Consider the following 18,702-nt stretch of genomic DNA (forward strand, 5'->3'; position numbering starts at 1 on the left):
CCGATGACCCTGCCCTCCGAGCGCCAGGAACGCATCCTCGCCGCCGTGCACCACCAGGGCACGGTGCGGCTGAGCGAACTCGTCCGACGGCTGGACGTGTCCGCCGTGACCGTGCGCCGGGACGTGACCGCGCTCGCCGACCGCGGCCTGCTGCGCCGGGTGCACGGCGGCGTCACCCTGCCGTACCGCAACACCCGGGAGCCGGAACAACTCAGCACCGCCTTCGGCCGGTCGGCCTCCGGGGTGCTGCTCGGCATGGTGGTGCCCTCGGTCGAGTACTACTGGCCGCAGGTGATCCAGGGCGCGCAGACCGCGGTGAACGCCGCCGAGGGCCGGCTGGTGATGCGGGTCTCCAGCTACGAGCCGGGCGAGGACCGGCGGCAGATCACCGCGCTGCTGGAACGCGGCGCGCGCACCCTGCTGGTGGCCCCCGTGGTGACCGGCGCGTACGGCCGGGACCTGCTGCGCTGGCTGGTCGGGCTGCCCGTCCCGGTGGTCCTGGTGGAGCGGCAACCGCCGCCCGAGCTGCCCACGTTGGCGCTGGACGCGGCGACCACCGCGCACGCCCTGGGCGCCGGGCTCGGCACCCGTCACCTGGTCTCGCTCGGCCACCACGGGATCGCGCTGGTGCTCTCCCGGCAGTCCCCCACCAGCCGGGAGCTGCGCCGCGGCTGGCGGGAGACGATGGCCGAACTCGACCTGCCGCACCCCGACGAGCGACTCTTCGAGGTGCCGGTCTACGGCACCGCCGGCTGGGCCGCCGCCTACGACGAGGTGCTGTGCCACTGCCGGGAGTCGGGGCTGACGGCGCTGCTGGTGCACTCCGACCGGGAGGCGATCGGCATGGTGGAACGGGCCCGCGACCTGGGCATCGCGGTGCCCGGCGAGTTGGCGGTGGTCTCCTACGACGACGAGGTCGCCGCCACCTCGGACCCGCCGCTGACCGCCGTCCGACCGCAGAAGCACCGCCTGGGCCAGATCGCCGCCGAACTCGCCCTGGCCCGGGCCGCCGAGCCGGAGCTGCGCCCGGTCCACCGGGTCCAGCTGTGGCCGACCCTGGAGGTACGCGAGTCCTGCGGCGGCCAACCGGCTCGCTGACGACGGCGGGCCGGGGGCGGGGACGGCGACGGGGACGCTGCCTGGCGCACCGAGGGCGGGGACCGGGTGGACGCCGCGCCACAGGCCGAGTACGCGGCGGTGCACGGCCGTTGGTCCCGCCCGGCCGGGCCGGCACCGGCCGTCGCGTTCGGGGGGCGACGGCCGGCTCGGTTCTGGTAACTCGACGTGTGGGCCTGCTACTTGACGCCGCCCTCCGCGAGCCCGGCGCGCCACCAGCGCTGGAGCGGGATGAAGAGCAGCAGCAGCGGCACGGTGGTGACCGCCGAGCCGACCACGATCAGCCGGGTGTAGTCCGGGTTCTGGCTGACCGCCGAGTTCCAGGTGAACAGGCCCTGGGCGACGGTGAAGAGGTCGTTGTCGGTGAGCATCACCATGGGCAGGAAGAAGTTGTTCCAGATGCCGACGAACTGGATCAGGAAGATGGTCACCGCGCCGGGCAGCATGATCCGCAGGCCGACCGAGAAGAAGGTGCGGACCTCGCCGGCCCCGTCCACCCGGGCCGCCTCCAGCAGCTCGTTGGGGATGGCGCCGGAGGAGTAGGCGCGGGCCAGGTAGACCCCGAAGGGGTTGACGATCAGCGGGATGAACACCGACCACATGGTGTCCGTCAGCTGGAGGTTGGACATCATCAGGTACAGCGGGATGACGATCGCCGTGTTGGGGATGAGCACCCCGACGATGACCAGGCCGTACCACTTCTCCTTGCCGCGGAAGGGGAACTTGTCGAAGGCGTAGCCGGCGGCCACCGACAGCATGGTGGCGCAGAACGCGCCGCCCACCGCGTACACCGCTGTGTTGAGCAGCCAGCGGCCGAACCGCCCGCCGTCGGCGGCGAACAGGTCCCGCACGTTCTCCACCACGTGGAAGCCGGCCGAGGGCGCGAAGCCGTTGCCGCTGTACAGCTCGGGCAGCGTCTTGGTGACCGCGAACACCAGCCAGACCAGCGGCAGCAGGGTGTAGAGCCCGGCGATGGCGACCAGCGAGGTGGCCACCGAGCGGCGCAGCCACCACGGCTTCCCGCCGCCCGTCGCGCCGCCCCGCCGCGCGCCGGCGGCCCCTTTCGGTCCGGAACGGACGCCCGGGCGCTCGGTTTCCAGGACGTCGGTCATCGCAGTGCCCTCCGGTTGGCGAATCTGGTGACGGCGAAGGAGAGGATGCCGGCCAGCAGGGCGATCAGCACGGAGACGGTCGCCGCGTAGTGGTAGTCGTTGCTGTTGAACGCCGAGGTGTAGGCGAGCATGTTCGGGGTCCAGGCGTTGCTGATGGGGCTGTCGCCCGAGGTGCGCAGGATCATCGGCTCGGTGTAGAGCTGGAGCGAGCCGATGATGGTGAACAGCGTCGCCACCAGCACGGTCGGCAGCACCTGCGGGAGCTTGACATGGAAGGCGATGCGCAGCTCACCGGCCCCGTCGATGCGGGCGGCGTCCACGGTGCTGCGCGGCACCGCCTGCAGGCCGACGAAGATCAGCACCACGTTGAAGCCGAGCGCCCCCCAGACGGCGATGTTGACCAGCGAGAACATCACGCCGTCGCCCAGGAAGTCGATCTCCCAGCCGAGCGAGGAGAAGCCGTCGATCAGCGGGCTCAGGCCCGGGGTGTAGAGGTAGAGCCAGATGATCGAGGCCACCAGCCCCGGCACGATGTGCGGCAGGAACAGCAGCGTGTGGAAGAACCGCCGGCCCCAGGTCAGGGCCGAGTCCAGCAGCAGCGCCAGGGAGATGGCGAGCAGGATGAGCAGCGGTACGTAGATCAGCCCGTAGAGCAGCACCCGGCCGACGCCGGCGAGGAACTCGGCGTCGGTCAACGCCCGGGAGTAGTTGTCGAACCAGGCGAAGACGAGCTTCGGGCCGTCCCAGCCGATGCCCTCGAAGCGCTCCCGGAAGAAGCTGAGGCCGACCGCGTAGCACAGCGGGACGATGTAGGTGAGGAGGAAGAGCAGGCCGAACGGGCCGAGCAGGAGCAGCACCCCGTTGCGGCGCTGTCTGGTCCGGCGGTTCGGTGGTGAGGTGATGGAGGCCATGGCGTTCCCTGAGGCAGGCGACGAGGGAGTTGAGGGGGGCGGGTCAGGTGCGGACGTCGAAGCCGCGCAGCCGCAGTTGGTCCACGGTCGCCTGCTGCCAGCGGCGCAACGCGGACTGGATACCGTCGGGTTGTCCGATGGAGGCGGTCAACTCGTCCATGAGGCGGGCGAATCCCTCGGTCATGTCGGGCCCCCACTCCCAGTCGGGCGGGATGCTCTCCGAGGCGGCCCGGGCGACCTCCGGCAGGCCCATGCCCTGGACGTAGGGGTTGGCCGCCTCCAACTCCGTCTCCCAGGAGTCGAACAGCTCGTGGCTGACCGGCATCGCGCTGCTCACCGGGGCGGCGGCGGCCACCGCCTCCGGGTCGGTGGCGACCCAGCGGGCGAACTCCATCGCCTCCTCCGGGTGGCTGGCCCCCTCGGGGAGGGCGAGCGTGGAGCCGCCGTAGTTGCCGGCGGCGGTCCCGTCCCAGGCGGGCAGCTGGACCGCGCCCCACTGGCCGGCGAGTTCCGGCACGAAGCGGGAGAGGTTGCCCAGCATCCAGGGCGCGGCGACCATCCCGAGCGAGCGGTCCTGTTGCAGGTCCGCGATGTGCTTCTCGGCGAACACCGGCTCGATGTTGACCAGTTCGTCGGCGATCACCTCGTCCCAGTAGCGGGACACGGCGGTGCTGGAGTCGTCGGTGGCGTCCACCCGCCAGTGGCCGTCGGAGGTGTCGAACCACTGGGCGCCGGCCTGCCAGGCGAGGCCGGCGAAGAGCGCGGCGTCGTTGTTGCCCAGGGTGGCCAGCACGGTGTCGGGGCGTTCGGCGCGCACCTGCTCGGCGGTCTCCCGGAACTCCTCCCAGGTGGTGGGCGGTTCCAGGCCCAGCTCCTCGAAGACGTCGGCCCGGTAGAGGAAGACCTGGGGGGCCATGTCCTTGGGGACGGCGTAGACGTCGTCGCCGAGCGCGACCTGGTTCCAGGCCCACTCGGGGAACTGGTCGCGCAACTCCTCGACGTTGTGGTCGGTGAGCGGCTGGATGACGTTGTGCGTCACGAAGGCGGGTACCTGGGGGTACTCGACGGTGACGACGTCCGGTGCCTTCCCGGCGCGGACCGCGTTGTACATCTTCGAGTAGCCGCCGCCCAGACCGGACGGCACCTGTTCGAACTCCACCTGGATGTGGTCATGGGTCTCGTTGAAACGGTCAACTATCTCCCGTGATCCGGAGATCCACGACCAGAAGGTGATGGTGACGACCTCGTCGTCGCCGGAGCCCGCGAGGCCGCACGAGGCCAGCAGCGCTGACCCGACCCCCGCGGCCACCAACCCTCGTATCGTTCGGCTTCTTCGTTGAGACCCCACGGCGGCTCCTTCTCTGGCGTGCGCAACTGCACCTTGGCTCAGGCGCACACATGAGTCAATAGAAGTGCACGAAACGATTCACATAAATGCACGAAGGCTTAAGATGCTTCACCACCAGCCGGAGGGAGCGTCACCATGGCGGATCTACTCGCCCTACAGCGCCGCGAGCTGCTGCTCCGCGAACTGCGGGCCGCCGGCGCCGTGCGGGTCGCCGAACTGGCCGCCCGGTACGCCGTCTCGTTGGGCACCATCAGGCGTGACCTGGGGGAACTCGCCACCAGCGGCGCCCTCGTCCGGGTCCGCGGCGGCGCGGTGCTGCCGCCGGGCGGGGCACCCGGCGGCCCACCGGCCGACCGCCAGGCGGTCGTGGCGCCGCGCCGGCCGCCGCCGGGCGGCCACCGGGCGGCGGTCCGCACCATCGGCCTGCTGGTCCCCTCGGCCACCCGGTTCTACCCACCGGTGATCAGCGGGGTGCGGGCGGTCGCCGCCCGGCACCGGGCCCGGGTGGTGATCGCGCTCTCCGACCACGGGCAGCCGCGGGACCTGGCGCAGATCGACGAACTGCGGGCGCTGGGCGCCTCGGGGCTGCTGGTCGCGCCGGCCGACGGGGCCGAGACCGGCCCGGCGGTGCTGGACCGGCTGCGGGCCACCGGGCTGCCCTTCGTGCTGGTCGAACGGCGCCCCCAGGACCCGTACGACCCGGCCGAGTTCGTGGTCTCCGACCACCGCAAGGGCGCCTACGCCGCGGTGGCCCACCTGGCCGGACTCGGCCACCGGCGGGTGGCGCTGCTGGCCAGGACCGGCCTGACCGCCGGCCAGGTCAGGGAGGGGCACGCCGCCGCGGTGCGGGCGCTCGGGCTGGCCGAGGACGCGCCGGCGCTGGTGCCGGACGGGCCGGTGGCCGGGGCCCCGGCGGCCGCCGCGGTCGGCGACGCCTTCCTCGACTCCTGCCTGGCCAGCGGGGTTTCGGCGGCGGTGGTGGCCGCCGAGGGGGACGCGATCATGCTGCTCCAGCGGCTGCGGGCGCGGGCCCTGCGGGTGCCGGCCGACCTGGCCCTGGTCACCTGCGACGACGAGTTGGCCGCGGTCGCCGAGGTGCCGCTGACCACGGTCGCCCCGCCCAAGGGGCGGGTCGGCGAGTGCGCCACCCGGCTGCTACTGGACCGGCTCGACCGGCCGGAGCAGGAACCGCCGCGGGGCGTGGTGATGCAGCCCCGGCTGGTGGTCCGCCGCTCCTGCGGGGCGGCGCGGGACTGACCGGCGCGCGCGGGGGCGTCGGCACCGGCCGGGATGAGAAACCTGTGTCGCGCCCCTGGTCGATCACGCGCGGCTGGTGTCATCATGAGCCGCGATTGAGCAAGCCGCAGCAAGTTGCAGCAACATCGCCGGTCGTGGCATCGCCGCGGCGCGTTCCGGCGGCCGTGCGCCGCCCGTCCTCCCCCGCGGTGGCGCGCGGCCCCGACCCGGGCCGCCGTCCGCTGGCCGCCGGCGCTCGCCGGCGGCATTCCGGTGAATCGATTCAAGCCCGCCGTCACTCCCCCGCCATCCGAGAGGTGTCCCGCATGTCCCCCTCGCACCGGACCGACTCCGTCAACCCCGCTGACCGCGGCGGGACTTCGGCCAGCCCCAGCCGGCGTTCCCTGCTGCGCACCGCCGCGGCCATGACCGCCGCCGCCCCGCTGTACTCCTGGCTCTCCGCCCCGACGGCCGCCGCGGCCACCGCCGCGAGCCCCGCCGCCAGGCCCGCCAGCGGCCCGGGCGAGGTGGCGCTGCGCTGGCTGGAGGACCGGCCCGGCTGGTTCGCCGGCGCCCAGTGGGGCACGCCCTGGCCGCAGGGCGCCGTCCCCGGCGACCAGTCGTTCACCCTCACCGCCGAGGGCGGCGCCGAGGTCCCGCTCCAGTCCTGGCCGCTGGCCTACTGGCCGGACGGCACCCTGAAGTGGAGCGGGCACGCGCTGGCCGGTGGGACGCCGGCAGCCGACGGCTACACCCTGGCCGCCGGCGAGCCGGCCGCCCCGGAGCGGGCGGTGGTGGTGCGCGAGCGGCCCGGGCACGTGGACATCGACACCGGGGTGATCAGCCTGCGCCTGCCGACCAGCGGCACCGACCTGGTCAGCCGGGTACACCGCGGGGACACCCCGATCGCCACCCACGGCCGGCTGGTCAACATCGTGCAGCGGGAGCTGCCCGACGACGGGCTGGGCAACGTCCGCCGGGACGAGCTGCTCAGCGACGTGCGGTCGGTCACCGTCGAACAGTCGGGCCCGGTGCGGGCGGTGGTGCGGATCGAGGGCAAGCACCGGGGCCGGGGCCGGTCCTGGCTGCCGTTCACCGTGCGGGTGTACGCCTACGCCGGCTCGGACAGCTTCCGGATGGTGCACAGCTTCGTCTTCGACTCCGACGGCCAGGACGACTTCGTCGCCGGCCTCGGGGTGCGCTTCTCGGTGCCGCTGCGCGACGAGCCGTACAACCGCCACGTGCGGCTGGTCGGCGAGGGGCACGGCGCGCTGACCGAGGCCGTCCAGCCGCTGACCGGACTGCGCCGCGACCCGGGCGAGGCGGTGCGGCTGGCCCAGGTGGCCGGCGAACGGACCCCTGACATCGACACCTGGGACACCCGGGTCTCCGGGCGCGTGCACCTGATCCCGCGGTTCGGCGAGTACTCGCTGGCCCAGCTCAGCTCCGAGGGCTTCACGGTCCGCAAGCGGACCAGGTCCGGCTACGGCTGGGTGCCGGTGGACGAGGGCCGGCGGGCGGCCGGCGTCGGCTACCTCGGCGGGCCGAGCGGTGGACTCGCCTTCGGACTCAAGGACTTCTGGCAGCTGCACCCCACCCAGCTGGACATCCGGGGGGCGCACACCGACACCGGTGAGGTGACGGTCTGGCTGTGGTCGCCGGACGCGCCGGCCATGGACACCCGCTTCTACCACGACGGCCTCGGCCAGGACAGCTACGAGGAGCAGTTGGAGGGGCTGGAGATCACCTACGAGGACTACGAGCCGGAGTTCGGCACCCCGTACGGGATCGCCCGCACCAGCGAGCTGACCTTCGCGGCGCTGGCGGCCACCCCGACCCCGGAGGCGCTGGGCGGCTTCGCGGACGCGGTGCGCGCCACCCCGCAGCTGGTCAACCCGGTCCAACAGCTGCTGGACACCGGCGCGTTCGGCGGCCTGTTCACCCCCGTGGACCGCTCGACACCGGCCCGGGCGGCGATCGAGGACAACCTCGACTTCCTCTTCGACTACTACGTCACCGCCCGGGACCAGCGGCACTGGTACGGCTTCTGGAACTACGGCGACGTGATGCACTCCCAGGACGGCAGCCGCCGGGTGTGGAGTTACGACATCGGCGGCTACGCCTGGGCCAACTCCGAGCTGTCGCCCGACCTGTGGCTCTGGTACGCGTTCCTGCGCTCGGGGCGGGCGGACATCTTCCGGTTCGCCGAGGCGATGACCCGGCACACCGGCGAGGTGGACGTCTACCACGCCGGCGAGTGGGCCGGGCTCGGCACCCGGCACGGGGTGCAGCACTGGGCCGACAGCGCCAAGCAGCAGCGGATCAGCACCGCCGCCTACCGCCGCTTCTACCACTACCTCACCACCGACGAGCGGACCGGCGACCTGATCAGCGAACTCGCCCGCAGCGAGGAGACGTTCCTGGTCCTGGACCCGGGCCGGAAGGTGCGCGACGAGCCCTACGAGCCGGACCCGCACGCGCTGCGGATCTCCTTCGGCACCGACTGGAGCGGGCTGGCCGCCGCCTGGCTCAGCGAGTGGGAGCGGCGCGGCCCGCACTGGGAGGAGTGCCGGGACAAACTGCTCGGCACCATGGAGACGATCGCCGCGCAGCCGGTCGGCTTCATCCAGAACAGCGGCCTGTACGACCTGGACACCGGCCGGTTCGCGCTGGAGCCGGAGCCGCAGTACCGGGTCTCCCACCTGAACGCGGTGTTCGGTCTTGTGGAGATCAACGCGGAGCTGCTCCAGCAGATCGACCTGCCGGAGTTCGAGGCGGCCTGGCTCCAGTACTGCCGGCTCTACAACGCCACGCCGCGGGAGGCGGAGGCCGAGCTGGGCCACGCGCTGTCCAACAACGGCAACCTGAAGCAGGCGCACACCAGGCTCCAGGCGTTCGCCGCGGCCAGGACCGACGATCCGGAGCTGGCCGCCCGGGCCTGGGACGGCTTCCTGCACCCGGGCACCAGTTGGGAGTACTCGGTGGACACCGAGCTGGTGACCGAGCGGGTGGCGAGCACCCTCAACCCGACCGACTGGTTCGGCAACGCGTCCACCAACAACAGCGCGCAGTACGGGCTGGCCGCGATCCAGAACCTGGCGCTGATCGGCGAGCACCTCCCGTAGGCGGCGCCCGGGGTCCGCCGTGAGGTCCGGTGCCGCGCCGGGCCCCACGGCGGCCCGGGAGGTGACCAGGTGCACACGTCTGCGCAGCTTCCTTTACGATGTGCAACATCTGTTCACTGGAGGGCCGATGACCGACATGCTCGTCGCCCAGCGCCATGAGCTGCTGGTGGGAGAGCTGGAGAAATCCGGCGTTCTCAAGATCACCGAGCTGGCCGAGCGGCTGGAGGTCTCCCGGGCCACCATCCGCCGTGACCTGATGGAGCTGGAGGCGGCCGGGCGGGTGACCCGGGTGCGGGGCGGCGCCCTGCTGGCGACCGCGCCCGGCGCCGACCGGCCACCGGCAGTCGGCGGGGCGCCGGCGGCCCCGCGGCGGGAGCGGGCACTGGGCCTGATGGTGCCGTCGGCCACCTACTACTACCCGCGCGCGGTGGCCGGGGTGCGCGCGGTGGCCGCCGAGCGGGCCGCCCGGGTGGTGATCGGGCTGACCGACTACGCGCAGTCCCGGGAGCTGGAGCAGATCGCCGAGCTGGCCGCCGCCGGTGCCACCGGGCTGCTGGTCACGCTCTCAAGGGAGCACTACCTGCCGGCCGCGACGCTGGCCCAACTGCGGGCCGGCGGACTGCCGTTCGTGCTGCTGGAGCGGCAGCCGCAGAACCCGTTCGAGCCGTGTGAGTTCGTGGTCTCCGACCACCGGCAGGGGGCGTTCGCGGCGGTGCGGCACCTGGCGGAGCTGGGGCACGAGAGGGTCGCGCTGTTCACCAACGGCAGCCCCACCGCGCCGCTGGTCGCCGAGGGGCACGCGGCGGCCGTCCGCGAGTTGTCGCTGCTGCCCTCGGCGCCGGTGGTGGACAGCGGGCGGCCGACGCTGGGCACCGCGGAGGCCACCCGGCACTACGACGCCTTCCTCGGCGCCTGCCGGGCCAGCGGCACCAGGGCGGCGCTGGTGCACTCCGACCACGACGCCATCGAGCTGATCCGGCGGATGCGCGGCGCCGGGCTGCGGACCCCGGAGGACCTGGCTCTGATCGCCTACGACGACGAGATCGCCGCGCTGGCCGAGGTGCCGCTGACGGCGGTGGCGCCGGCCAAGCAGGAGTTGGGCGAGCTGGCCGCGGGGCTGTTGTTGGACCGGTTGGAGGCGGCCGACCCGGCCGCGGTCCCGGTGCGGCAGCTGCTGGTCCAGCCCCGGCTGATCGTCCGGGCCTCGTGTGGGGCGGCGACCGCGGCGGAGTGAGGGCGGCGGCAGGTCAGGGGGCGGACCGGGCCGTCGGAAGGGCGCTCCGGCGGCTGCGGCCGCCATGGACATTTGTTTGGCGTTGTAGGTAGACATTGTCAAAAGTGATCAGGGTGAAGCATTCTTGATGCGTCTGATCCACTCGGCCAGGACGGTCCCCCGCGCTCGCCCGGCGGGGGCCACCGCGGCGACGCCGGCGGCACGCGACGGAGCGTGCCCCGACCACCCGCCGGTCGTTCCTCCCGCCCCGGCCGCCGATCCGAAAGTGCTCACCTCGATGCCCAAGCGCCCCACCGCCCTGTTCGCCTTCGCCGACCGGAACCTGCCGCTGCTCTTCCCGCCCGACGTGCTGACCGCGCTGCGCGGGCTGGTCGACCTCGACCCCACCCTGACCGTGGCGGACTTCGGGGACCCGCGGCTCGCGCCCGTGCTGCCCGGGGTGGAGGTGCTGATCACCGGCTGGGGCTGCCCGCCCGTCTCGGCAGAGGTACTCGACACCCTGCCCCGCCTGCACACCCTCGTGCACACCGCCGGCACGGTGAAGAGCCTGTTGGCGCCCGAGGTCTGGGAGCGCGGGGTGGCGGTCTCCTCGGCCGCGACCGCGAACGCCCTGCCGGTGGCCGAGTACACCCTCGGCATGATCCTGCTGCTGGGCAAGGGCGTGTTCGCGCTGCGCGAGGAGTTCCGCGCGCAGCTGCGGCCGCCGGCCGACCTGCTGCACCGCGACATCGGGAACGTGGGGCGCCGGGTGGGGATCATCGGGGCCTCCCGGATCGGCCGCCGGGTGATCGAGCTGCTGCGCCCCTTCGAGTTCGAGGTGCTGCTGCACGACCCGTTCGTGGACGAGGCGGCGGCGGCCCGGCTGGGGGTGCGGGCCGTGGGCCTGGACGAACTCCTCGCGAGCTGCTCGATCACCTCGGTGCACGCGCCGGCCACCCCGGCCACCCGGCACCTGATCGACGCGGACCGGCTGGCGCTGCTGCCGGACGGCGCCACCCTGATCAACACCGCCCGGGGCAGCCTGGTCGACACCGACGCGCTGGTCCGGGAGTTGACCACCGGGCGGATCAACGCGGTGCTGGACGTGACCGATCCGGAGCCGTTGCCGACCACGTCGGCCCTGTTCCGGCTGCCCAACGTCTTCCTGACCCCGCATGTCGCGGGGTCCCTGGGCAACGAGCTGCGGCGGCTCGGCCTGACCGCGGTGCACGAGATCGAGCGGGTGCTGCGGGGCGAGCCGCTGGCCCACCGGGTCGAGGCGGCCGAACTGAGCCACAGCGCCTGAGGGGTTGACCGGTCCGGGCCGGGCCGACGCGGGCGCCGCGCCCGGGTCAGTCCGGGCCGGCCAACGCGTGGTCGAGCAGGACCTCAGCCGCCGCCCGCGCGTGCCGGCCGTAGTCCGCCTCGTCCAACACCATGGCCCGGCTGGCCGCCCCGTCGGCCAGGGTGACCAACTGCTCGGCGAGCGCGGCCGGTTCCCGGCAGCCCAGCTCCGTCACCAGCGGGGTGACCAGCTCGACCATGCGCAGTTTCTGTTCGCGGGCGTAGGCGTGCACCGCGCTGGCCGGGTCGGGGAACTCGGCCGCCGCGTCGATGAACGGGCAGCCGCGCACCGGGGTCGCCTCGGCCGTCGCCGGCGGGTCGAAGAGCGCGAGCAGCCGCTGCCTGGCGGGCACGTCCGGGCGGGTCAGCACACCCTCCAGGGTGGCGCCCGAGCCGGCCAACTCCGTCAGATGGGCCAGCACCAGGTCGTTCTTGGTCCTGAAGTGCGCGTAGAGGGTGCGTTTGGAGACGGGGGCGGCCTCCGCCACCTGCTCCATGCCGGTCGCGTTGATGCCCTGCGTCGCGAAGAGCCGGGCGGCGGCGGCGAGGACGCGCTCGCGGCCGCCCCGGCCACCCCGCCGGGCCTCGGTGGTCGTGGTGCTCACGACGCCAAGTATACGAGACCGTTTACCTCGACCGGGAGACCCTGCTAGGGTCCACGTCGTCAAGTAAACGACACCGTTTACTTCGTGTCCCGAAGGAGCGACCTCATGACCGGCCAGGCCACCGACCAACAACTCCGCGAGCACGCCGTGCGGTTGATCCGCGACCGGCACGCCACCCGGGCGTTCCGGCCGGAGCCCGTTCCCGAGGAGACGCTGCGCGCGATCTTCACCCTGGCCGGCGCCGCCCCCTCCAACTCCAACGCCCAGCCGTGGCGGGTGGCGGTGGCCAGCGGCGCGAGCCGCGACCGGCTGGCGGACGCCATCCGCGCCGCGCACGCCGGGCAGCGCCGCTCCGCCGAGTTCCCGTACTCCGAGGCCATGTACGAGCCGGCGCACCAGGCCCGACGGGCCGCGTTCGGCGCCGAGTTGTACGGCACCCTGGGCATCAGCCCCGAGGACCACGCGGCCCGAGCCGCCTACGACGTGGCGAGTCTCGGCTTCTACGGCGCGCCCCACGTGGCGTTCTTGTTCGTCGGCGGCGACGGCGACCCCCGACTGGCCGCCGATGTCGGGGCCTATCTCCAGACCCTGCTGCTGGCCATGGCCGCCCACGGGGTGGCCAGCTGCCCACAGGGACTGCTCAGCTTCTACGCCGACCAGGTCCGCGCCGAACTCGGCGTCACCGGCGGGCGGTTGCTCGTCGGCGTCGCCTTCGGCCACGCCGACGGGACCGCGCCCGTCAACCAACTGGCCACCCCCCGGGCCGAACTGGCGGCGACCACCACCTTCCACGACTGAGCCGGCCACCGCCGGCCGCGCCGCCGGGCCCGAACTGGTCGCCGCCACGGCAGCGTTGCGCCGCGACACGCCTCCGAACGAGTGACATTGCGGGGCGACGGCGCGGGCGGTCGCCAGGGTGTCGGCATGACTGTCAAGCAACTCCTCCGCCGGGCCGCGCTGGCCGCCCTGCCCGTCGCCCTGCTACTCACCCCCGTCTCCCTCACCGCCGCGCCGGTCGCCAACGCGGCGGTGGCCTGCCCCACCGTCGAGGACCCGCTGTACGCGGCCAACAACCAGGCGGTCGAGGTGGAACGGATCTCCCCCGACCCGTCCTTCCGCACCGACTGCCGCCAGCTCTACCGTGCCGACGGGCGGGCGCCCGAGGTGGTCTTCGCCGAGGGCTTCGAGCCGCGGGACGTGACCGACGGCCAGTACGACCTGGAGCAGTACGTCCTGGTCAACCAGCCGTCGCCGTTCGTCAGCACCAGCTACGACCACGACCTGTACAAGAACTGGCGCTCGGCCGGCTACAACTACTACATCGACGCCCCCGGCGGGATCGACGTCAACGCGACCATCGGCGACCAGCACCGGTGGGCCGACCAGGAGGAGGTCGCCTTCCCGGGCGGCATCGCCACCGAGTTCATCGTCGGCGCCTGCCCGGTGGACTCGGCCACCCGCACCGAGATCATGACGGAGTGCGTGGACAACCCGCACTACGAGCCCTGGCGCGGCTGACCTGACCCGACCCGACCCGACCCGGTCGGTCGGCGCCCGGGAACCCGGGTCAGGCACCGCTCGTCCCACCCGTGTGACGCAGCACCACCAGGCCACCCCCGCCGCCCGCCCGCTGACCGACGCCGACGTGCCCACCGCGGTCGACACCCTCGCCCGGGCCTTCGCCGACTACCCGTTCACCCGGCATGTCATCGCCGCCGACGGCCACCAGGAGCGGATCCGCCGCTTCCAGGAGCTGTGCCTGACCGTGGTCGGGATGGCCTACGGCCGGGTGTGGGTGGCGGACGAGGCGAGGGCCGTCGCCGTGTGGACCACCCCGGAGCGGGACCCGGCGCCGGCCCTCGCCGAGATCGGCTCGGTCCTCGGCGAGTTGGCCGGAGACCGGGCGGCGGCCTTCGAGTCGGCCGAGCGGGTGATCGCGCCGCACCGGCCGGCGGAGCCGGTCTGGTTCCTCAACACGGTGGGCGTCGCCCCCGAGGCGTGGGGCCGGGGCCTGGGCGGCGCGGTCCTCGCCCCGGGCGTCGCGGCGGCGGCCCGGGCCGGGTGCCCGGCGTTCCTGGAGACGTCGAGCGAGCGCAACGTGCGCTTCTACCAGCGCCTCGGCTTCACCGTCACCGCCGAGGTGCCGCTGCCGGACGGCGGCCCGACCACCTGGTGCCTGCGCCGGGAGCCGGACGCAGCCCCGGCGGCGGGCCACTGACCCGGCCGACCGCCGGCCACGGCGAGCCGGGCGGCGATCGGCAACCGAGTATCCGGGAGGACGGGGGGACGGGAGGGCTTCTCGGCGGAGGCCGCCTCCCAACCAGCGTGCTTCCGGAGCCCGTTGACGTACCGCGGAACGCTGGAGCGCGGGCTGCGGCCGGGCGATCTCCCCGATGGGGCGGAGCCGCTTCGACACCGGGTTCCCCGGGCTCCGCGGGCTGGACGACCCGACGTTGCCCGAGCGGCAGCGGTGGGCCGCGCGCGCCAGGATGGCCGAGCGGGAGCATGCGGAGTGTTGCCCCCGCCCAGTCACCCGCCCGGTCACCGACCTGGGCGCGGACCGGCGGTCCCCGGGCGGCGGCCACGCCCGGGCACGCGGGGGCCGTCAGGCGTCCCCGAGGTGGTCGACCAGGGCCGCGGTGACGTCGGCGGTGGTGGCGGTGCCGCCCAGGTCGCGGGGGAGCACGCCGGCCGCGGTGGTGGCGGCGATGGCCCGCTCCAGGCGGGCCGCCTCGGCGGGCCGGCCGAGGTGGTCCAGCAGCAGCGCGGCGCTGCCCACCGCGCCGATCGGGTTGGCGACGCCCCGGCCGGCGATGTCGGGGGCCGAGCCGTGCACCGGCTCGAACATGCTGGGGAAGCGGCGTTCCGGGTTGAGGTTGGCGCTGGCCGCCAGCCCGAGGCTGCCGGCGAGGGCGCTGCCGAGGTCGGAGAGGATGTCGGCGTTGAGGTTGGAGGCGACCACGACCGAGAGGTCCTGGGGCCGCAGGACGAACCGCGCGGCCATCGCGTCCACCAGCACGCTCTCGGTCTCGACGTCCGGGTAGTCGGCGGCGACCCGGCGGAAGACGTCGTCCCACAGCACCATGCCGTACTGCTGGGCATTGCTCTTGGTGACGCTGGAGACCTTGCGGTGGCGCCTGGTGCGGGCCAGGTCGAAGGCGTACCGCATCACCCGCTCGCAGCCGACCTCGGTGAACAGGGCGCTCTGCACGGCGACTTCGCCGCCCGGGCCGCGGCCGGCGAGGTTGCGGCCGCCGAGACCGGCGTACTCCCCCTCGCTGTTCTCCCGGACCACCACCCAGTCCAGCTCGTGCTCGTCGGCGGCCCGCAGCGGGCCGCGGACGCCGGGCAGGAACCGCACCGGGCGGACGTTGGCCCACTGGTCGAAGCTCTGGCAGATCCGGAGCCGCAGCCCCCAGAGGCTGACGTGGTCGGGGACGGTGGGCCAGCCGACGGCGCCGAAGTAGAGGGCGTCGAAGTCGGCGAGCCGGTCCAGGCCGTCCTCGTCCATCATCCGGCCGGTGCGCTCGTGGTGGGCGCAGCCCCAGGGGAACTCCGTCCAGGCGAAGTCGAACGCGCCGGCTGAGTCGGCGGCCAGCGCGTCGAGGACGGTGCGGCCGGCGGCCACCACCTCGGCGCCGACGCCGTCCCCGGGAATCGCGGCTATCCGGTAGGTCTGCCCGGGCGTGCCCGGTCTCTCCGTCTTCATGGCAGTGACACCTCTCCCGCGGAATCCGCGAAGTACCCTCGTTGACTTGTTCTATTCGCAAAGCATGCGTGCTAGCTTAACGAATCACGCGATCAAACCGCTTCTCTGTCATGGAATTCGTCAACACTCAGCTGAGGGAGCGCAGATGCGGATGCGAGACAAGGTCGCGGTGGTCACCGGGGCCGGCAGGGGCAACGGCAGGGCCATCGCCGAACGGCTGGCGGCGGAGGGCGCGCACGTCGTCCTCGGCGACCTGCTGGCGGACGAAGTCACCGCGGTGGCACGGGAGATCGAGGCCGCCGGCGGGCGGGCGACCGCCCTGCGGTGCGACGTCTCATCGCCCGAGGAGGTGGAGGCGCTGGTCGCCGCCGCCGAGGAGCTGGGCGGCCCGCACGCGATGGTGGCGCAGGCCGGCGCCCGCCACGAGGGCGGCCTGCTGGCGACCACCCCGGAGCAGTGGGACGCCTACATGGCGGTCGATCTGAAGGGCACCTACCTCTGTGCCCGGGCCGCGGTGCCGCGGATGCGGCGGCTGGGCGGCGGCTCGATCGTCACCATGTCGGGCACCTTCGCGGTGGTGCCGGAGCCCGGGATCGCCGTCCAGGCGGCGGGCAAGGGCGCGATCCTCGCCCTCACCCGGGCGATCGCCGTCGAGCACGGCCCGGACAACATCCGCTGCAACGCGATCGTCCCCGGCTACATCGAGACGCCGATGGTGGAGCGGTGGGCCAACGACCACCCGGACCCGGCGGCGGCCCGGCACGCGGTACGCAGCATGCACGCGCTGCGCCGGCTGGGGGCGCCGGAGGAGATCGCCGCGATGGCGCTCTTCCTCTGCTCCGACGAGTCCTCGTTCTCCAGCGGCCACCCGTTCCCGGTTGACGGCGGACTGTCCGTCGGCATGAACAACATCTACGAGTTCGAGGCCCTGCGCGGTAACACCGGGCGCGGGCTCGACGCCTGACCCGCGCACCGGGAGGACCCGTGAACCCGACCCCGTACCTGAACCTCGACAACGTCGACCTGCTCTGCCACGACGTGGCGGCGATGGTGGACTTCTACCACGACGTGCTGGGCCTGCCCTTCTTCCTGCCCTACGAGCCGGGCCAGGAGTGGGCGGCACTCCAGGCGGGCAACGTGACGCTCTACGTCTTCCGCACCAACTCGACGGTGACGCCACCGCGGCGGGTGCACGTCGCCGCCGAAGACCCGCCGGGGCTCTCCGCGTTCGGCCTGACCGTGCCGGACCTGGACGCGGCGGTCGCCGACCTGGACGGCCGGGTGACCTGGGCCGGCGCGGCCCGGCGCTGGGACCACCCGAGCGGGATCTGGTACCGCTTCCGGCCGTTCCGGGACCCGGAGGGCAACGTGCTGAGCATCACCGAGCCACACAAGAGCCCCGCGTGAGCGCGGCGGTGGCGTGGCCCGACGGGGCACGCTCGGCCGCCTGCCTGACCTTCGACCTGGACGCGGACGAGGTCTGGCTGGCCGAGGTGCCGAACGCGGCACGCCGCCCCGGGGTGCTCTCCCAGGGCGTCTACGGGCCGAACGTGGCGGTGCCGCTGCTCCTTGAGGTGCTGGGCAGGTACGGCGTGGCCGCCACCTTCTTCGTGCCGGGCCGGGTCGCCGAGCGCTACCCGGAGGCGGTGCGCGCGGTGTTGGACGCGGGGCACGAGGTGGCCCACCACGGGTACACGCACCGCGCGCCCGCGTCGCTGACCGCGCAGGAGGAGGAAGAGGAACTGGCCCGGGGCATCGCGGTGTTGCGGGAGACCCACGGGGTGACCGTGCGCGGGTACCGGGCGCCGTCCTGGGACGTCAGCGTGCGCACCGTGGAGCTGCTGCAGCGCTACGGGCTGGCCTACTCGTCCAACCTGATGGCGGACTTCCGGCCCTACCGGCACACCGGCTCCGACGTGGTCGAGCTGCCGGTGCACTGGACGCTGGACGACGCGGCGCACTTCTGGTTCGGGCAGACCGCCTGGACCAGGAAGCTGGCCACCAACGAGGAGGCCGGCGCCATCTGGCGGGCCGAGGCGGCCGGCATCGACCGGCTCGGCGGCCTGTGCGTGCACACCTTCCACCCGCAACTCATCGGGCGACCCGGGCGACTTGAGCTGTTCGAGGACATCGTGCGCGCGGTGGCCGAGGCCGAGGGGGTGTGGGCGGCGACCGCCGCACAGGTGGCCGACTGGGTGCGGGGCGGAGGCTGAGCCGCCGCCCCGGCTTGGCTCACTCCCGGGGCACCGGCAGGTGCGGGCGCGGTCGCTCGCCGGCCGGCGCGTCGGGGACGCCCCAGCCGTAGGCCATCTTGTGGATCTCCAGGATCAGGAACGTCTGGGTCGAGGTGATGCCCTCGATGTGGTGCAGGCGGTTGTTGAGGAGATCCGCGAAGTGCGCGGTGTCCCGGCAGACGACCTCAAGGAGCAGGTCCAGGTCGCCGCCGATGGAGGCGACATAGCTGGCCTCGGGGAACTTGCCGACCCGGTCGGCGACCTCGCGGACCATGCCGGGGGTGACCCGGATGCCGACCATCACCATCAGGTCGAAGCCGATCTTCAGGGGATCGGCGATCCCCACGACCTGCATCACCTTCTCCCTGGTCAACCGCTGGACCCGGTAACGCACCAACCCCTCGCTCACGCCCAGCTCGTTGGCGATCTGGGTGAACGGCCGCCGGCCGTCGCCCTGGAGCTGGGCGATGATCTGCCGATCGATGTCGTCGAGGTCCACGGGACCCGCCTCCCAAGCGTTACGAAATTCGCAACCAGCGTACCCGCCTTCCACGAAGACGCCAAACAAGTCTTGACAGACTGACGAATTTCGGTGGATTGTTCGAACAACCCCGCCATGACCGCTACATGCGGCGTCAGGTGACATCGGCGTCGACTCCCCCTACGTCCCCTCTGTCCCGCTCCCCGTCCCCCGCCGCGCCCGTCATGGCGCGCCCCCGGCGCACCCGCACGGCGCCCGGAGGACCCGT

The 18,702-nt window shown here is 73.3% G+C and carries 17 protein-coding genes; 11 read left to right on the plus strand and 6 right to left on the minus strand.

Going from position 1 to position 18,702, the window contains the following annotated elements; all coding sequences use genetic code 11:
* Nucleotides 1-3: 3 nt before the first annotated feature.
* Nucleotides 4-1,098 carry a substrate-binding domain-containing protein gene (locus RM844_RS21280; protein WP_311668913.1) on the plus strand — a complete coding sequence of 365 codons (1,095 nt, stop codon included), beginning with the start codon at nt 4-6 and terminating at the stop codon, nt 1,096-1,098.
* A 197-nt stretch (nt 1,099-1,295) separates the two neighbouring features.
* Here RM844_RS21280 and RM844_RS21285 read toward each other — a convergent pair whose 3' ends face one another.
* Genes RM844_RS21285 through RM844_RS21295 form a run of 3 tightly spaced genes read right to left on the minus strand, consistent with a single transcriptional unit; the run spans nt 1,296 to nt 4,448 of the window.
* A complete protein-coding gene (locus RM844_RS21285) occupies nt 1,296-2,228 on the minus strand; it encodes a carbohydrate ABC transporter permease (protein WP_311668914.1) in 933 nt (310 codons plus the stop codon).
* A complete protein-coding gene (locus RM844_RS21290; RefSeq protein ID WP_311668915.1) occupies nt 2,225-3,139 on the minus strand; it encodes a carbohydrate ABC transporter permease in 915 nt (304 codons plus the stop codon). The genes RM844_RS21285 and RM844_RS21290 overlap by 4 nt, the downstream gene beginning before the upstream one ends.
* 43 nt (nt 3,140-3,182) lie before the next feature.
* A complete protein-coding gene (locus RM844_RS21295) occupies nt 3,183-4,448 on the minus strand; it encodes an ABC transporter substrate-binding protein (RefSeq protein WP_311668916.1) in 1,266 nt (421 codons plus the stop codon).
* Nucleotides 4,449-4,622: 174 nt separating this feature from the next.
* Between RM844_RS21295 and RM844_RS21300 the strand changes: the two genes are divergently transcribed.
* The 4 genes from RM844_RS21300 (at nt 4,623) to RM844_RS21315 (ending at nt 11,367) form a co-directional block, all read left to right on the plus strand.
* Nucleotides 4,623-5,744: a substrate-binding domain-containing protein gene (locus tag RM844_RS21300; RefSeq protein WP_311668917.1), complete on the plus strand. Its 1,122-nt coding sequence runs from the start codon at nt 4,623-4,625 to the stop codon at nt 5,742-5,744.
* Between the two features lie 404 nt (nt 5,745-6,148).
* A complete protein-coding gene (locus tag RM844_RS21305) occupies nt 6,149-8,848 on the plus strand; it encodes an exo-rhamnogalacturonan lyase family protein (protein WP_394814572.1) in 2,700 nt (899 codons plus the stop codon).
* 127 nt (nt 8,849-8,975) lie between these two features.
* On the plus strand, nt 8,976-10,082 hold the full coding sequence (locus RM844_RS21310; protein WP_311668919.1) for a substrate-binding domain-containing protein: 1,107 nt from the start codon (nt 8,976-8,978) through the stop codon (nt 10,080-10,082).
* Nucleotides 10,083-10,359: 277 nt separating this feature from the next.
* Nucleotides 10,360-11,367 (plus strand): hydroxyacid dehydrogenase, encoded by a 1,008-nt coding sequence (locus RM844_RS21315; protein WP_311668920.1) that lies wholly within the window; start codon nt 10,360-10,362, stop codon nt 11,365-11,367.
* A gap of 46 nt (nt 11,368-11,413) precedes the next feature.
* Here the strand turns inward: RM844_RS21315 and RM844_RS21320 are convergent, their stop codons facing one another.
* Nucleotides 11,414-12,010, minus strand: coding sequence for a TetR/AcrR family transcriptional regulator (locus RM844_RS21320; protein WP_311668921.1), 597 nt, complete (start codon nt 12,008-12,010; stop codon nt 11,414-11,416).
* Nucleotides 12,011-12,115: 105 nt separating this feature from the next.
* Here RM844_RS21320 and RM844_RS21325 point away from each other — a divergent pair, with 105 nt between their 5' ends.
* From RM844_RS21325 to RM844_RS21335, 3 genes are all read left to right on the plus strand, one after another.
* Nucleotides 12,116-12,808: a nitroreductase gene (locus tag RM844_RS21325; RefSeq protein WP_311668922.1), complete on the plus strand. Its 693-nt coding sequence runs from the start codon at nt 12,116-12,118 to the stop codon at nt 12,806-12,808.
* Between the two features lie 126 nt (nt 12,809-12,934).
* The gene (locus tag RM844_RS21330) at nt 12,935-13,528 is read left to right on the plus strand and encodes an ADP-ribosyltransferase (RefSeq protein WP_311668923.1); all 594 of its coding nucleotides are present in this window, start codon (nt 12,935-12,937) and stop codon (nt 13,526-13,528) included.
* A 73-nt stretch (nt 13,529-13,601) separates the two neighbouring features.
* Nucleotides 13,602-14,228: a GNAT family N-acetyltransferase gene (locus RM844_RS21335; RefSeq protein ID WP_311668924.1), complete on the plus strand. Its 627-nt coding sequence runs from the start codon at nt 13,602-13,604 to the stop codon at nt 14,226-14,228.
* Nucleotides 14,229-14,615: 387 nt separating this feature from the next.
* On the opposite strand, the gene RM844_RS21340 is transcribed toward RM844_RS21335, so the two are convergent.
* A complete protein-coding gene (locus tag RM844_RS21340; protein WP_311668925.1) occupies nt 14,616-15,719 on the minus strand; it encodes a tartrate dehydrogenase in 1,104 nt (367 codons plus the stop codon).
* A gap of 145 nt (nt 15,720-15,864) precedes the next feature.
* On the opposite strand from RM844_RS21340, the gene RM844_RS21345 reads away from it, so the two are divergent.
* Genes RM844_RS21345 through RM844_RS21355 form a run of 3 tightly spaced genes read left to right on the plus strand, consistent with a single transcriptional unit; the run spans nt 15,865 to nt 17,932 of the window.
* Nucleotides 15,865-16,683 carry an SDR family NAD(P)-dependent oxidoreductase gene (locus tag RM844_RS21345; protein ID WP_311668926.1) on the plus strand — a complete coding sequence of 273 codons (819 nt, stop codon included), beginning with the start codon at nt 15,865-15,867 and terminating at the stop codon, nt 16,681-16,683.
* A gap of 20 nt (nt 16,684-16,703) precedes the next feature.
* Complete coding sequence (locus RM844_RS21350) at nt 16,704-17,126, plus strand: VOC family protein (RefSeq protein ID WP_311668927.1); 423 nt, start codon at nt 16,704-16,706, stop codon at nt 17,124-17,126.
* On the plus strand, nt 17,123-17,932 hold the full coding sequence (locus RM844_RS21355; RefSeq protein WP_311668928.1) for a polysaccharide deacetylase family protein: 810 nt from the start codon (nt 17,123-17,125) through the stop codon (nt 17,930-17,932). Before RM844_RS21350 ends, RM844_RS21355 begins: the two co-directional genes overlap by 4 nt.
* 19 nt (nt 17,933-17,951) lie before the next feature.
* Here RM844_RS21355 and RM844_RS21360 read toward each other — a convergent pair whose 3' ends face one another.
* Nucleotides 17,952-18,452, minus strand: coding sequence for an Lrp/AsnC family transcriptional regulator (locus RM844_RS21360; protein ID WP_311668929.1), 501 nt, complete (start codon nt 18,450-18,452; stop codon nt 17,952-17,954).
* Nucleotides 18,453-18,702: the final 250 nt, after the last annotated feature.

The sequence above is a fragment of the Streptomyces chisholmiae genome, from assembly GCF_031845445.1.
Classification (GTDB): Bacteria; Actinomycetota; Actinomycetes; order Streptomycetales; family Streptomycetaceae; genus Streptomyces; species Streptomyces chisholmiae.

What these genes read in the sequence shown, in the direction of transcription:
- RM844_RS21280 (WP_311668913.1), top strand. Translation starts at nt 4, where the DNA reads ATGACCCTGCCCTCCGAGCGCCAGGAACGCATCCTCGCCGCCGTGCAC.
- RM844_RS21285 (WP_311668914.1), bottom strand. Translation starts at nt 2,228, where the DNA reads ATGACCGACGTCCTGGAAACCGAGCGCCCGGGCGTCCGTTCCGGACCG.
- RM844_RS21290 (WP_311668915.1), bottom strand. Translation starts at nt 3,139, where the DNA reads ATGGCCTCCATCACCTCACCACCGAACCGCCGGACCAGACAGCGCCGC.
- RM844_RS21300 (WP_311668917.1), top strand. Translation starts at nt 4,623, where the DNA reads ATGGCGGATCTACTCGCCCTACAGCGCCGCGAGCTGCTGCTCCGCGAA.
- RM844_RS21305 (WP_394814572.1), top strand. Translation starts at nt 6,149, where the DNA reads ATGACCGCCGCCGCCCCGCTGTACTCCTGGCTCTCCGCCCCGACGGCC.
- RM844_RS21310 (WP_311668919.1), top strand. Translation starts at nt 8,976, where the DNA reads ATGACCGACATGCTCGTCGCCCAGCGCCATGAGCTGCTGGTGGGAGAG.
- RM844_RS21315 (WP_311668920.1), top strand. Translation starts at nt 10,360, where the DNA reads ATGCCCAAGCGCCCCACCGCCCTGTTCGCCTTCGCCGACCGGAACCTG.
- RM844_RS21325 (WP_311668922.1), top strand. Translation starts at nt 12,116, where the DNA reads ATGACCGGCCAGGCCACCGACCAACAACTCCGCGAGCACGCCGTGCGG.
- RM844_RS21330 (WP_311668923.1), top strand. Translation starts at nt 12,935, where the DNA reads ATGACTGTCAAGCAACTCCTCCGCCGGGCCGCGCTGGCCGCCCTGCCC.
- RM844_RS21340 (WP_311668925.1), bottom strand. Translation starts at nt 15,719, where the DNA reads ATGAAGACGGAGAGACCGGGCACGCCCGGGCAGACCTACCGGATAGCC.
- RM844_RS21345 (WP_311668926.1), top strand. Translation starts at nt 15,865, where the DNA reads ATGCGGATGCGAGACAAGGTCGCGGTGGTCACCGGGGCCGGCAGGGGC.